At 55.2% G+C, this 14,520-nt stretch carries 9 protein-coding genes; 4 read left to right on the forward strand and 5 right to left on the reverse strand.

Translation table 11 applies throughout. The features are described from left to right. The first annotated feature begins 12 nt into the window (after nucleotides 1-12). The 4 genes from LKE90_RS00450 (at nucleotide 13) to LKE90_RS00465 (ending at nucleotide 5,045) form a co-directional block, all read left to right on the forward strand. On the forward strand, nucleotides 13-804 hold the full coding sequence (locus LKE90_RS00450; protein WP_291493855.1) for an alpha/beta fold hydrolase: 792 nt from the start codon (nucleotides 13-15) through the stop codon (nucleotides 802-804). 65 nt (nucleotides 805-869) lie between these two features. Further along, on the forward strand, nucleotides 870-1,622 hold the full coding sequence (locus LKE90_RS00455) for a maleate cis-trans isomerase family protein (RefSeq protein ID WP_291493857.1): 753 nt from the start codon (nucleotides 870-872) through the stop codon (nucleotides 1,620-1,622). 403 nt (nucleotides 1,623-2,025) lie between these two features. Beyond that, nucleotides 2,026-3,336 (forward strand): MFS transporter, encoded by a 1,311-nt coding sequence (locus LKE90_RS00460; RefSeq protein WP_291493859.1) that lies wholly within the window; start codon nucleotides 2,026-2,028, stop codon nucleotides 3,334-3,336. A gap of 119 nt (nucleotides 3,337-3,455) precedes the next feature. Next, a complete protein-coding gene (locus tag LKE90_RS00465; protein WP_291493861.1) occupies nucleotides 3,456-5,045 on the forward strand; it encodes a carbohydrate porin in 1,590 nt (529 codons plus the stop codon). Nucleotides 5,046-5,215: 170 nt separating this feature from the next. Here the strand turns inward: LKE90_RS00465 and LKE90_RS00470 are convergent, their stop codons facing one another. The 5 genes from LKE90_RS00470 to LKE90_RS00490 form a co-directional block, all read right to left on the reverse strand. Beyond that, nucleotides 5,216-5,668, reverse strand: a complete 453-nt coding sequence (locus LKE90_RS00470; protein WP_291493863.1) for a MarR family winged helix-turn-helix transcriptional regulator — start codon at nucleotides 5,666-5,668, stop codon at nucleotides 5,216-5,218. Between the two features lie 108 nt (nucleotides 5,669-5,776). Beyond that, on the reverse strand, nucleotides 5,777-8,485 hold the full coding sequence (locus tag LKE90_RS00475) for a hypothetical protein (RefSeq protein ID WP_291493865.1): 2,709 nt from the start codon (nucleotides 8,483-8,485) through the stop codon (nucleotides 5,777-5,779). Next, complete coding sequence (locus tag LKE90_RS00480; RefSeq protein ID WP_291493867.1) at nucleotides 8,482-10,707, reverse strand: MGH1-like glycoside hydrolase domain-containing protein; 2,226 nt, start codon at nucleotides 10,705-10,707, stop codon at nucleotides 8,482-8,484. Before LKE90_RS00480 ends, LKE90_RS00475 begins: the two co-directional genes overlap by 4 nt. After that, nucleotides 10,704-13,109: a beta-glucosidase family protein gene (locus tag LKE90_RS00485; protein ID WP_291493869.1), complete on the reverse strand. Its 2,406-nt coding sequence runs from the start codon at nucleotides 13,107-13,109 to the stop codon at nucleotides 10,704-10,706. Before LKE90_RS00485 ends, LKE90_RS00480 begins: the two co-directional genes overlap by 4 nt. Before the next feature lies 1 nt (nucleotide 13,110). Next, nucleotides 13,111-14,469, reverse strand: a complete 1,359-nt coding sequence (locus tag LKE90_RS00490; RefSeq protein ID WP_291493871.1) for an MFS transporter — start codon at nucleotides 14,467-14,469, stop codon at nucleotides 13,111-13,113. Between the last annotated feature and the right edge of the window lie 51 nt (nucleotides 14,470-14,520).

The raw sequence follows: 14,520 nt of genomic DNA on the forward strand, positions 1-14,520 counted from the left end.
GAAATTGAAATCATGAGTGAAACAAAACTTCTTTACGGCGCTAACGTGCATGCCAATGGCATTCGTCAGCATTATCTCCGTTATGGTGGCAAGGGAACGCCACTGGTGCTCGTGCCCGGTATTACCAGTCCGGCCATTACATGGGGCTTTGTCGGGGAGCGGCTCGCGGAAAAGAATGACGTTTATATTCTCGATGTGCGGGGGCGTGGACTATCCTCGACAGGACCGGATCTGAATTACGATCTTGACAGTTATGCAGGCGATATTCTCGCGTTCATCAAGGTGCTTGGCCTGAAGGACGTGACGCTCATGGGGCATTCCATGGGGGCCCGGATTGCCATTCGCGCCGCCAGAAAGGATTCATCGGCGCTTGCGCAGCTCATGCTGATCGATCCACCTGTCAGCGGTCCCGGTCGCCGTGCCTATCCAGCCAAGCTCGATTGGTACACGGAGTCCATTCGTCTTGCACGTCTTGGCATGAGCGCGGAGGACATGCGTCGTTTCTGTCCCACATGGACCGACGAGCAGTTGAAACTACGGGCCGAATGGTTGCACACCTGCGATGAGCTGGCCACGCGCATCACGTTCGAAAAGTTCCACACGGAAGACATGCATCAGGATATTCCGCATCTGAAGGTACCGGCACGGCTGATCGTCGCAACACGTGGCGGCGTCATTCAGAAGGAAGACGAGGAAGAGATTTCCGGTTTGAATCCCGCCATTGAAATCGTGCATGTGGAAAATGCGGGTCACATGATTCCCTGGGATAATGAAGAAGGATTTTACAAAGCAGTTTCCGTCTGACCGTTTTCCGCCATGACCGGAGACCACTCGCTGTGGTGGTTTCCTTTTTTCTGAGATCAGGATTTATGACAAAAATTTATCGGATCGGTCAGATCGTGCCGAGTTCCAATCTCACCATGGAAACAGAAATCCCGGCGCTGCTGAAGCTGCGTGAGAGTATTCGTCCGGAACGGTTTACTTTTCATTCAGCGCGCATGCGGATGAAAACCGTCAAGAAAGAGGAACTGGCCGCAATGGACGCGCAGTCCGATCGCTGCGCGCTGGAACTGAGCGATGCTGCACTGGATGTGCTTGGTTATGCCTGTCTGGTGGCGACCATGTCCATGGGTCTTGGTTATCATCGTGTTTCTGAAAAGAGACTTCATGAAAGAACAGTCGAAAACGGTCATCCCGCTCCGGTTGTTACCAGTGCGGGTGCGCTGGTCGATGGCCTGAAGATTCTAGGCGCAAAAAAGATTGTCTTGGTCGCGCCTTACATGCGTCCTCTAACGGAACTTGTGGTTAATTACATTGCCAACGAAGGGATAGAAGTCATCGATTACGTGGCTCTCGAAATTCCGGATAATCTTGACGTAGCAAGACATGATTGTCAGCGTCTTCCAGAAATCGTCAAAGGACTTCGCTATGACGAGGCTGATGCTGTAGTTGTTTCCGCCTGCGTGCAGATGCCATCTCTACCTGTTGTGCCGCTGGTAGAGGCGCTTACAGGCAAGCCGACGCTGAGCGCAGCGGTTGCGACGACCTATGCAATGCTCAAGGCGCTTGGTCTGGAATGTGTAGCGCCCGCTGGTGGGGCTCTTCTTTCCGGCGCTTACTGATTATTTATTTAGCAGAACAAACTGGGATAACCAGTTTGTTCGGTTTTCCGTGGCGTGTCCGGATAGAATTCACTTCTATAGTTTGTAAGCTGCATTTGACATGTAGTCTGGATCTTCTCTTTATGGTTGATCTGAACCGATATCTCGGCGTTTTCCTGTGGAATCGTGGGGTCGGTAATGTTTATGATTATCCCATAAAATAACAATGGAAATTATATTTTTGTTCTGCGGAGTGTGCGCGGATGATGCGCATTTGTCCGTAGGATTATAAGATTGCGATATCGAAATATGTGTTTGCCATATATCGTGTGTACGTTATTTATATATCAGAATCGCAACGACTGGTTCGGATGGGCTGTCCTGCGAAGTGTCATTATGAAAAACCCTTTGCTCTGAGGTAAGTATGACGAGCATTTCTGTTTCTGGACAATCAGATGCAGCCGATGAAAATGGGGACAGGCTTTATCGCATCATGGCGCGGCGTGTTCTTCCGCTGCTTTTTCTTGGTTTTTTGGCATCCTATCTTGATCGTGTGAATGTAGGATATGCAAAACTGCGGATGCTTTCGGATCTGGGTATGAGCGAAGCAGTCTTCGGTTTTGGCACCGGATTGTTCTTCTTGGGTTATATTCTCTGCGAAATTCCCAGTAACCTTCTTTTGGTAAAGTTTGGAGCACGCAACTGGATCGCCCGTATCCTTGTGACGTGGGGCGTATGTTCCGGTGGCATGATGCTCGTCCAGACGCCAACCCAGTTTTATATTCTTCGCTTCATGCTCGGAGTGGCTGAGGCCGGTTTTATGCCGGGGGTCCTGTATTATCTGGCTCTGTGGTTTCCGCCCCGTTACCGCTCGAAGGTTACAGCCATGTTCATGGCCGGTATTCCTCTGGCCAGCGTGATTGGTGGTCCCCTTTCAGGATTGCTTATGGAAGGATTGAACGGTGTTGGTGGCTATGAAGGTTGGCGTTGGCTATTTTTTTGGGAAGCATTGCCGCCAGTGCTGATTGGAATCTCCGTATTTCTGTTCCTGCCGCTTTCTCCCAAAAAAGCTGATTGGCTAAGCGAAAAGGAAAAGGAACGCCAGTATCGTGAAAATCCGATGATGGCAGCGACTTCTGCGGGAATGGTCGCCAATGTCGCAGCGGCTTTCCGTAGCCCATGGGTATGGCTTCTGGGGCTTGTGGATGGCACCTTGCTGCTAGGTCTTTATACAGTGGCCTTCTGGACTCCTTCGATTCTGCATGATGACGGTATACGTTCGACATTTCAGATTGGATGTCTGAGCGCTATCCCTCAGATCGGTGCTGTTCTGAGTATGATACTTGTAGGACGCAGTTCGGATGAGCGGGGTGAGCGCCGTTGGCACATCGTTCTCCCTATCCTGTTTGGAAGTGCAGCGATGGCCTGTATTCCATTTGTCAGCGGAAGTCCGATCTTGGCACTCATTTTCATCACATTGGCGAATATGGGTATTCTGGGCGCGCTTCCACCTTTCTGGGTGCTGCCATCAGTGATGCTGAAAGGACGGGCTGCTGCTGTCGGATTGGCTTTGGCGGGTTCGATCGCCAATATCGCTGGTTTTTTTGCAACGGCTCTTGTCGGGTATGCACGAAGCATGACTGGAGACATGTCCTATGTAATCTGGATGTTTTCCGGATTTGTGTTTGTCGGCGGTCTCTCTGTTCTGCTCATTCCAACGAGTAGAATGAAGTAATTTTCTTCATCAAACGCATCTAGCAGATCGGCTGAGTTTCGATCTGTGTCATTTCACGCCTTTCGAGAAAGATAGACGCTCGAAATCACGAATTCGGGCGACAAAACGGAGACATGTAAGTGTTAGGACACGAAGTTCGACATGATGGTTTCTTTGCGCGCCGTGCATTGCGCTTTGGCGGGTGGTGCGGCATGGCGAGCGTGCTGTTTTCGGGGGTCGCTCTGGCTGATCCGGACATCTCTGATACAGAAAAAAGCAGGAATAGCCTTTATTATGTGAAAGGTACGCGGAGTCTCTACGATGCTACTCATTCCCCGACACAACCGGGTGTGCCAAAATTCGTGCCAGCTCCAAACGGTGGCGATGGTCCGGCGATCGTCTCTAAAAATGGCGCCCATTCCACGCTTGCCCAGCCTTATCTTTTTTCTCTACAGTTCAGTCCAGTGGAAAAAGCTGGAAAATCGCTCGCAGATTACGGAGTTTATTTCAACGGATGGAATATATCTCAGTTGAACGCCAATGTGGGTGGTGGTTACAAAACCGGATCAGCCTATACAAACTGGGTTTTACTCGGCCTCAATCTCGATATGCATCGCATCGCGGGTATCCCGGGTGGTCAGGTTCATTTCATTATTGATGATGTGGCCGGACAAGGACGTAGTTGGGAATATAACGCTTCGGACTGGTCTTGGATCAACACATGGGGCAACCATGATGGTCTGCAGGTGAGAGAGTTCACCTGGGATCAGGAATTGTTCAACAAGCATCTTTTTATTCTGGCAGGGCGATCTAACCCGAAGGGCGGAGAGTTCGAAGGTTCAGAGTTATATTGCCAGTTCGCTACGTTTCTCTGTTCGTCTCCGACAACTTTTACAATTGATGGCTCATCTCCATCCTTTACGGTATCTTCATGGAGTACGCGCGTGCTGATCAAGCCAACGCCAGCGACCTATATCAAAGGAGGTATCTGGGAAGTTGAGCCTTGGGTCAGGGCGAAGAATCATAATGGCTGGCCGGGACCTGACTGGGGCTTCGACAAAGCTCAGGGTGAATTCATCCCGGTTGAAGCCGGTTATCATACTGATTTCTCCACTGACAAATATCCGCGTGCCTATAGTCTTGGATTTACTTACGATACGTCGATCTACAATGACCCGCTTTATAATACGTCACGTGAGATTACTGCCTTGTATGGTGGGAAGGCACAGCCAAGACGTGGTCGTACGACGGTGTATGCGCAGGCGCAGCAGATGATCTGGAAGCCTGACCCGGAGGGCACGCGAGGGCTGATTGTCTTCGGTTCGGCGAACTTCCTGACTTCTGGTGATGGTACTGTCAGAAATGGTTTTGTTGCAGGCCTTTTCGATTGGGGGCCTTTCCGTTCTCGGCCTCGTGATTACGTTGGTCTGGTTTTCCAGAGTTATCTCTGGAATCGCAAGGTGGTGCACGCCATGAATGCTTCTCTTCAGGCCGAGGGTTACCACAATCAGTGGAACAGCACTGAAACCATGATGGAAGTGAACTATGGCCTGAACATCGCGCCAGGTGTGATGGCGACCCCTTATTTTGAATATATATGGAATCCGGATCAGTTGGCCTCTGACAGAGTGCTTCCACACGTCAATTATGCGGCGCAGGTAGGGCTCATGATTAATTTCGAGATCAATCCGGGGCTTAATCTGCCGGAATTGCATCGTTACAGGAAATGATGCGTGGGAGTAATAGGGAGGAATCTTGCCGCATTATTTGAAAAGAATGAGAAACTGCGGAGGTGTTCGTTAAGGAGGCGAGGTGAATCTCGCCTTGGTGCGGCTGATCAATCCGCAGTTTCTCATGACGTGGGCGGGACAGAGTTCATCTCCAGCCGCCAGTGAGTGATTCAATCCAAGGATTGCGCCAGCTTTTTGAGAACTTCCAGTGCAGCAAGACGCTCACATGAGGTGAGGGGGGAGAGTGTTTCCTCGGTGATGAGGCGGGCGGCAGGAATGGCGAACTGGAGCAGGGTTCTGCCGTCCGGCGTTATCGACACGAGCTTCTGTCGGCGGTCGGCGCTGTCCTGAACCACCTTGATGAGTCCTCGCTTCTTCAGGCGGGAAACGATATCTCGTAATGTTGCGTGGTCGATGGCTGTTTCGTGGCTGATCTGGACCAAAGGGGCGGACCCGAGCTTTTCGGCTGTCACCATCACGGCGAACTGCACGGATGTCAGATGCTCGTCTGATATTTCTTTCTGGAAAATGGAAGTGTGACGCTGATAGGCGCGCCGTAGGAGGTGTCCTATCTGCTGTTCCAGATCGTAATTTGGTAGGGCATCGTTGTTGTTGGTTGACATTTTTCCATTGTACCTGCGGCAAGAACGGAGAGGCTGGATTGGCCCCCAAAATGATGGTCTGTCAGGCTGGGCTTGTAACGGTTTTGTACCTGTCTGGAAATTATTATGTCACTCTTGCGTTAAAAGCGAGAGGGGCTGATACCGCCCCAGACATGAATGGTGCGCTCGGGTGTTTTCTGGCGCAATCCCGTTCCATATGTAGGGCGCTGCCAGCAAACCGGAAGAAAAGGTTGTTGGGTCTAAGGACGGGTCCATTGAAGGGTATAGTGTGTTTGCTGCGGTATTGCGGATCTGTAGACTAATTTCAAAATCCTGATTTGAAGGAGGGAGAAGAAATGAAGCCGTATGTTCGATGCTTTTCCCGATCAGGGTTCCATTGACGAAGCATTTCACTGTGCCGGCAATTTTTGGCAAGACCAGATAGAGGTCGTGCTTGGAGGGGCTGTTGGAATTGGAGAGGTGCAGAGTATAGATGCCTACACCGGAAAATCGCTCAAACCCTTGTTGTTCCCAGCCACAGTCAACGGCGATAGACAATGGAAGGCAGTCTTGACCGGGTTGAAAGAGCCAGCCTGTTTCGAGCATCTCCTTATAACAAGTCGTGAGGCATGGTTCGTCCCGAACAGGGAAACAGCGGGATTCTGTTGCTGTGACAGATAGCTCGAAGGTTGAAACCTGGCGTGGCATCAGGGGGAAGGTGAATGTCGTATTTGCGGGGATAAAAACCGGTGACATCGCCACCGCAGTATCGCATCGCCATTCTTGAAGAGTCCGGGCCTGTGGTGCCGGAGCAAGTCTGGCGGTCCTTTCCAGATCGGAGTCATTGAAGACTGCCACGCGGAACAGGGATGGGCTCAATCTTTGTAACGCGATCCTTTGAGGCTGATCTTCGATTAACAGGAGAGGTGGAAGAAAGGCCGCGTCAATAAAGGGAACAATTTCCGAGGGTGTGATAGCTGGGCCTTCAAGGCGTAGGGTTCTGTCATTTCGGGAGGTTGTTACGGGACTGCCTGATCTGAGCAGACGCCCTCCTGTGCGGGAGAATTCTTCAAAGGTCGAGAGGGTTTGATGATCATGGACGACGGTGACGTCAGGCAGAATGAGCGTGTCAAACTGGCCGGAAGCCAGATGTAGAAAACCGTCACGGACGGTTGCCTTACTGATCTGTTTTTCGTCAATAATGGTGTATCCGACGCCTGCATTCATCAATGCCTCGGCCCAGAAGCCAAAATGAGCGGCGCAGTCAGGCATACTGCCGGCTTCCCTGAGGTCCTCCAGAGGATAGAACAGGGCTACGGATCGTACCGGCGTGCCGTCTTCCAGAAAAGCCGAGAGGCGTGCCATCTCTATCAGAGTATCTGGTGCATCGTCCCACCAGGGCTGAAGGTTGAAGCCGGGAGCGAAGTCAAAACGGGGGTCGGACTGATGAGCGGAATTCGGATGAAGCGCGTCTGGCAGGAAAATGGCATGAAGCAGAACGCGGCGTGCGCCCTGAAGGATATGACGGATCATCTGGGCGCGTAGCCGAGAGAGCGAAAGGTCCCATTGTCCGTGCAGTGACGGTCGACCCGCTTCCCGACCGGTAGAATACTGTTCGACCGTGCAACGTGTTCGGCCATGCGCTCGGGCGAGGGAGTCTCCCAATATGGCGGAGAGCTGGGTACGATAGTCAGCAGCATCCGTGACGGTCTGGGTCTTGAACGTGTCGAGATCAAAATAGTCCACGCCCGGAGCAACGCGCACATCAATGCCGCCCAGCCCTCCAAGCAGATTCCAGCCACCGACATGGGGCAGCAGTTCATGGCCGGTAAGACCAATGTCGTGCGCGTCGCACCACCGTCTTAGGGTGCCGAAAAAGGCATGATGCATTTGCCGGGCGTAGGTTTCAAACAGATACGCCCGGTGGGATGCCGCCTGTGGGATCGTGCCATAAATCGCGTCCAAAAGAACGGTACCGCTGATTCCAGCGTCAATCAGGCTGTCGTCCCAGAGGAGGGAAGTGTGGATTGCGTCGGGGCTGGGGCCGGAGTTCTGGCCGTTCCATGTGTAGAAACCGGCATAGGGATGGTCGAAAAAAAACGCCTCGGCTTGGGGAAAAGCCTCTCGTAGAGGCGTGTAAACGCGGTCAGAAAAACGTTCGGCCGTTTCCGGTAGAAGGTAATTGACCAGCCGGGAGGTCAGGCATGTTGCCGCTACGAAAAGGGCAATGGGGGTTTCGTCCGCGAGATCCGGGGCAGAGATCTGTACGGTGCAACCGCTTTCGTTTGTTTCTAGAAATCTGATCTGGGAAGATTGAAGAAGTGTCCGGGACGGTATGACGCCAGCAGCTACGATCTGCCACAAGCCCCATTGGGCCTTGCCACCATCATGTGTCCAGTGTTTCCCGGCAGGCCCGAGGAAATCCAGAAACGTGGCGTCGATACCGGAAATCTGGAGTGTAGCCTCTCCGTTTTTAAGAACACCGGACACCCAGAAAAGGTGACGTTCACGGAGATGATCCGCGCCCTGCACAGTGAGACCGCCTCCATGCCCCGACATCCAGCCATATTCATCGTAGATTTCGATGGCTAGCCCGTATTCCTCTGCCAGGTCGGAGACGAGACGGCACAGGGCCAGATAGTCCGGAGAAAGATAGTCGGACAGTGGCATGGCAAGTCGTGCTTGCACGAGAATACAGCCCAGCCCAGCGCGTTTCATATCCGCGATGGCCTCGCGGCACATTTCGGGCGTGGGCAGATGATGCCAGAACCAGAAGGCCGCAGTTCGGAAGCGGTTTTCTGGTGTCTGGAACCAGGTGGGCAATGCTGTGGTGTTCATGCTGTGGGCAGTGGAGCGAGGTAAAGATCGAGGCGTTGCCCAGAACGAATACCGGACAGGTCTATGTCCGGGCTCTGTAAGGTGGGGAGGGGCCTGCCATCGAGACGGCTTTCCACGATCCGTGAGGCGTAGGTCGGACCGGGTGTCAGGATGCCCTGCTGGCCTTCAGCAGCGTGGATATGGCAACTCAGCAGGCCCTCGCTTATCGTGAGTGCTGTCAGGCGGCCTGTTCCTGTCCAGGAGAGGATATTTTCCTGTCCACGGCACAGGGTCATACGACCATCCGTAGCTGTCACGACGACTTGTCCAAGGGGGGTGTGGATCGGGCCAAGTGTGACGTCCTGACCTGTATTGTGCAGTTCCCAGCCTGCCCAGGGATTGATGTCCATGACGTCCGCAACGCCCAGCATCGGCAGCATCGCGCCCCAGGAATAGAACAGGTCAGTATCCGGCTGGTCGTTGGCTTCACCCGTTGTCGCCGAGTAATTTTCGGCTGCGATCCTGCGGTCGAGCCATGATTGGTTGAACAGCGCCATGCTGCGTTCAGCAAGCAGGGAGGCTTCAGCTACAAAACCGTAACGTCGCAATCCGTGCCATACAAAATAATTCACATTGGGCCAGATGCGACCGCGCCAGTAGACGTTATCTGTAAAGGCGGGGTCATCCCGGCTGACATTCGGGATCATATACGGGCCGTCGAAACGAACCGGATCAGAAAAATGCCCGAGCAGGGATTGTGCCTGTTCAGGCGTGGCGGCACCACAGATCAGCGGGAAAAAGCTTGTCGGGCCAAGACTGCGTACGAACCCGCCATCGCGCTGGCGATTGGCAAAGATACTGCGTTCATGATCCCACAGATGCTCCCGGATCTTGCTTCGGGTGTCGTCCGCCATTGCATTGAAGGTCTGTGCGTCTTCTGCAAGCCCCAGTTCCCGCGCAATATGCGCCAAACATTCGGCATCAAGCGCCAAAGAACAGTTCAGCCCGACATCGAGCAGTGAGAGTGTGCGCGTTTCCGGGTCGTAGAGAGCTTCGTCATGGGTTGGGGAATTATCCATACCCGTCTCGTTGCGGGCTCCGAAGTGAGTGCCCTTATACAAAGCTTCTCCGACATCGGATGTTCCGCATGAGACAAGTCCCATGCCATCCGGGTCACGCTCGCGACGCCACCAGAAGTGGTTGCGGCACAAAGCCTCATAATGGCATTCAAGAAATGATTTTTCGCGATGACGCAGATAGATCATCCACGTCATGAACGCGCCATTCGGAGCCTGAGTGCGGTCTACCCATGTGTCGTTCGATGTGGCAAGGCAGGCAAAATTGCCCTGAGGCGTTGCGTTTGCTGTCGCCACGGCCATGTTCTCGCGCGCGGCCTGTCCATCAAGAAGAGCGGTCATCAGCGCGGAGTACGTCTGATCGTTGTACCAGACCGCGAATGTTCCCAGATTCCAGATCCGGCTGAAAGTGGTATACGGGCGACGATTGATGCCGTCATACAGGGTGTTCCAGGCCATGACATCCCGGACGGCATCCAGAGCCCCGGCGTGACGTCCGGTCTGAGTTGGAAGCACAGGCGCTTTCTCAGGAGTGCGCTCAAGTGCCGCTCGTGCTTTCTCGACAGCCAACGCTTCACTGTCGGCGACGGCTGCGGCGAAGCGTCCTGTGCGCATCATTTCCAGATTGAACCGCAATGCGATGACGGGGGCGGATGCGCCTCTGCTGGCTTTATGAAAATAGCCGTTATCGTCGAAATCTTTTGCTACAGCCTCAAGCGTCTCATGAGCTGTAACCTGAACAGGGGCGATATCCCCCATCAGGGCCACGTACCGATAGCCGACCTGAATGACGGCAGCGCTCCCGTTATAGGTTACGGTGGCGCCGCACTCGGCAGAGAGGCAGAGTGTCAGCCAGTAACGCAGCCCCCATTCCGCGAGGACCTTTCCGTCCCATGTGCCGCGCAGGCAGTAAGGATCGTCCTTCTCATAGCGGAATGTAATGTCTGTTCCGTCATGCCGGGTTACAAACTCCACCAACCGTCCGTCGATGTCATGAGTGCCTAGCAGCAGATCCTTGCCCGGCGCGAGTAGTGTCGCGCGGCGCTGGCTGGTGGAATAAAGCAGAGGCGTTACATGAACGCCAAGTGGCAGGAACGTCATTGCTGCCGGGCGGTCGGACCAGGTGTTCCATGCGCGGGCCGGGGGCACTGTGCTCTCAACAATCATGACGGATCCAGTGCGTTAAGATGTCCGGGAGGATTTGCGCCACTCCGTGTGTTGGCGTCGTTCAGAATGTGCGATAGGCGCGTTTCGTCCAGTTCTGGACCGAACGACCAGCACAGCGTGTCGTAAATGCCGAGGAAGGAGCGGGAGCAGGGAGCGAGCCGCGTTTCAGTTTCGGCGATGGTTTGTCCTGTCACCTCGGCAAGCCATGCGACCAGATTTTCCTGCACGCCGGGGACCTCCAGCGCCTGTCCGGGTGGGGTATGCAGGTCGAGCCATCGCGCCGGTCTGGCATCGCCCGTGACATGCAGCGGAGCCGACAGGCGGATGTCACGGGATGAGGCCCCGATTTCGACACTGACCGTTCCGGTCGGCACGGTCCAGTCCTCACGCACGGTATCGAAATAGGCGAGGTCGCGGCGGTCCAGTGTCATGTTCACGACACGGCTCTCTCCCGGTTCCAGATAAACCGTCGCAAACCCTTTTAGCGCCCGAAGAGGGTGATGGGGGAGGGCCCGGTTGAGCGGGTCTGGCGCTCGACCGAGATACAGCTGACACACCTCCCACCCTGCGCGGACGCCAGTGTTGGAGAGTGTGAACCGGACGGCAACACCGTCTACTCCCTCTGCAAGCTCCAGAGTGTCATAAGTGAAGGAGGTGTAGGACAACCCGTGGCCGAACGGGAAAAGAGGCTGTATCCGACGAATATCGAAAAAACGATATCCGACGAAAATGCCTTCCCGGTACAGGTGCGTCCCCTGTTCGCCGGGATATCCCAGAAAGGCAGGGCAGTCTTCCACCCGCACAGGCCATGTGACGGATGTTTTGCCGGAAGGGTTGGTGTGCCCGAACAGGAGATCGGCAACGGCCTGCCCAAATCCGGCGCCTGCATAGCCTGCCGAGAGGATGGCCTGCACGTTATCGGCCCATGGCAGTACGACTGCGTCCGGATGCGTCAGAACCACCACAACCCTGTCATGGATTGTCGTCAGTTCGGCAATCAGGCGATCATGCGCCGGACAAAGATTCAGATCGGGCCGGTCGGCATTTTCGCCGCTGATGCAGGGTGGCGTGGAAGCGAACACGATAACGGTTTCAGCCGTGCGCGCAGCGGCAAGGGCGCTGTCCTGACGTTGTGTGTCATGGTCGCCATTCGCGCTCCAGCCGGGTTCCCAAAGAATGGATACGCCTTCAGGTGCGGTTGCTCGCAGACAGTCCAGCGGGATATCGCATCGGATGGGTCGCACGGCGGCGCTGCCCGCTCCCTGAATCTCAGGCGAAACCGCGCCTGTGCCAATGATCAGCAGCCGTTTGCCGGATTGGGGGGCAAGAGGCAGGATGTCGTTCTGGTTGCTTAGCAGAATGCAGGCCCGGGAGGCGGCTTTACGGGCAAGATCGTGATGGGCCGCGAAATCCGGGCGTGAGACGGGCAGTCTGCGCTGGGCGTCCCCAATCCGCAGAGTGAGTGCGGCGATATGGGTGCAGGCTTCATCCAGCGCTGCGACCGGCACGTTCCCGCTTGAAACGGCGTTTTCAAGCCGTCTCAGGCGGGCGGCATTGAACGGCATGTCCAGATCGTTCCCGGCCGTTACTGCCGCGGGGAGGTCCTGAATGCCATGCCAGTCGGACATGATTGTCCCGTCATAGTGCCAGCGCTTTCGCAGAACACCACGCAGGAGCCAGGGGTTTTGTGATGTCTGTATCCCGTTGAGCCGGTTGTAGGACGTCATGACCGTCCATGGATTGCTTCTGGCGATCGCTCTTTCGAATCCCAGAAGATACAGCTCATGAAGTGCGCGAGGCTCGACAATGGAATCCATGCTGATGCGTTCAACTTCCGAATTGTTGCACGCAAAATGCTTGAGTGACGCCCCTACGCCATGCTCCTGAAGACCACGGATAACGGCCGCCGCCATCTCTCCTGTCAGGATCGGGTCTTCGCTGAAATATTCGAACCCCCGACCCGCCAGCGGTGAGCGCCGCAGGTTGATCCCCGGCCCGAGCAGAATCTGTGCGCCTGCGGCACGGCATTCGATTGCCAGCGCCGTCCCGATTTCATAGGCCAGCGCGATGTCCCAACTGTTGCCCAGAACCGAAAGCGCGGGAAAGCAGGTCGCCGGCACGCTCTTGCCAAGAAGGACGTTGTCGTCCCGGTTTTCCGGATCGTCTGTTGTCTCAACGGCATCAAGAAATGCCCCGAGATCGGCATTCTGGGCGTTCTGGGAAATCTGGTCTGGCACGACACGTAGACCGTTGGAGCCATCGACCATCAGCAGGGATGGTAGTCCCTGTCGGGGCACGCCCGTTGTGCGCCACAGGCCGTTGCCGCAGATCAGGTCGAGCTTTTCTGTGAGCGTCATCTGCGTGACGATCGCGGCCGCTTCGTTCTGGAATGCGTGCGTCATGTCAGATGCTCTGTGGCTCAACGGGTGTCTCCGGCTGGAGGGTGCGCGTCATCTCGGCTTCGGAGGGATAGAGCAGGATGATCAGGATCGAGAGCAGGGCGACACAGGCAGGCACTCCCAGAAAGCCGAATGTGATGAAGGCGCGGGCAGTGTGTGTCTGAGTGGCGGCATGAGGCACATAGCCACCCCACCCCAGTATCGCAGCGGAGAGTGAGCCGCCGATGGCCCAGGCAACCTTTCCTGCGAAGCTGTTTACGGAATAGGCCATGCCGGACGCCGTCACACCTGTCACGGCCGTACCGTAGTCGATGGAATCCGCGACCATGGCGTAGAAAACAGGCAGGGTCATGCCTTGGAAAAAACAGATTAGACCGAAGACCGTTACAAGATAGAAAGCATCATTCGGTCCAAACGCAAACAGCGCCAGACCAATGGCCGACAGGATGTAGGGCAGGACGATCGTCAGTTTCTGTCCGACGCGACCAGCCAGCCAGGGAGAGCAAACTACTCCCAGAACTTTGCTGGCACCCATCATTGAGATGAGCAGTCCCCCGAAATACTGCGGACGATGCAGGACTTCCGTCGCATAATAGAGTGACAGGCCATAGAACGCCGTCAGATTGATATAGAACAGGCTCAGTACGATTGTGACAATCACCCATGCCCGGTTGCGGAAGAGGGAGCCGAGCAGGACCTGAACGGGGCTGTCATTCGCTTCCAGATCATAGCGCTCTCGGCAAGTGAAGACGGGAATGAGCGCCAGCCCTCCGCCCAAGGCCCCCGCAACGGCCATCGCCAGCGGATATCCCAGTTTCTCGTTACCTCCGCCGAACAGGTGCACCATTGGCAGGATGGACGAGCCAACAAGAAACGTCGCAAGCGTTGCGCCCATCATGCGGAAAGTGGACAGGGAAAGACGGTCCTCCCGGTTGCGTGTCATGACATTGGGTAGGAGCCCGTAAGGCACGATGACGAGCGAGAAGAGCACGCCCATCACGAGATACGTGGCATAAGCCCAGGCGAGGCGTCCGCCTGATCCAAGCGGCAGGGGCAGGAAGCAGCAGAATGTCAGGAGGCCGAGCGGTAGTGAAAACCATTTCAGGTAGGGTCGGACACGCCCTCCGAACAGGATACGATGGTCGATCAGATATCCGATGACTGGGTCCACTACGCTATCAACCACGCGTGCCAGCAGCATCAGCAGGGCGACGGAGGTGGCTGAAATGCCGTAAACATTGGTGTAATAGTAGATAAGATAGGCCCCGGTAATTCCGAATAGGGCATTGCCTGCCAGATCGCCGAAGCCGAAGCTCATCCGCTCCCACAGGGCAGGGCGCTGGTCGTTCATCGTGCCGTTCATGCAGCCATCCGGTTGGGGGCGTGGCTGCCTTTCCATCGTTCCGGAAAGGCA

This window comes from Acetobacter sp., assembly GCF_022483985.1.
In the GTDB taxonomy this organism is placed as follows: domain Bacteria; phylum Pseudomonadota; class Alphaproteobacteria; order Acetobacterales; family Acetobacteraceae; genus Acetobacter.

What these genes read in the sequence shown, in the direction of transcription:
- LKE90_RS00450 (WP_291493855.1), top strand. Translation starts at nt 13, where the DNA reads ATGAGTGAAACAAAACTTCTTTACGGCGCTAACGTGCATGCCAATGGC.
- LKE90_RS00455 (WP_291493857.1), top strand. Translation starts at nt 870, where the DNA reads ATGACAAAAATTTATCGGATCGGTCAGATCGTGCCGAGTTCCAATCTC.
- LKE90_RS00460 (WP_291493859.1), top strand. Translation starts at nt 2,026, where the DNA reads ATGACGAGCATTTCTGTTTCTGGACAATCAGATGCAGCCGATGAAAAT.
- LKE90_RS00470 (WP_291493863.1), bottom strand. Translation starts at nt 5,668, where the DNA reads ATGTCAACCAACAACAACGATGCCCTACCAAATTACGATCTGGAACAG.
- LKE90_RS00475 (WP_291493865.1), bottom strand. Translation starts at nt 8,485, where the DNA reads ATGAACACCACAGCATTGCCCACCTGGTTCCAGACACCAGAAAACCGC.
- LKE90_RS00480 (WP_291493867.1), bottom strand. Translation starts at nt 10,707, where the DNA reads ATGATTGTTGAGAGCACAGTGCCCCCGGCCCGCGCATGGAACACCTGG.
- LKE90_RS00485 (WP_291493869.1), bottom strand. Translation starts at nt 13,109, where the DNA reads ATGACGCACGCATTCCAGAACGAAGCGGCCGCGATCGTCACGCAGATG.
- LKE90_RS00490 (WP_291493871.1), bottom strand. Translation starts at nt 14,469, where the DNA reads ATGAACGGCACGATGAACGACCAGCGCCCTGCCCTGTGGGAGCGGATG.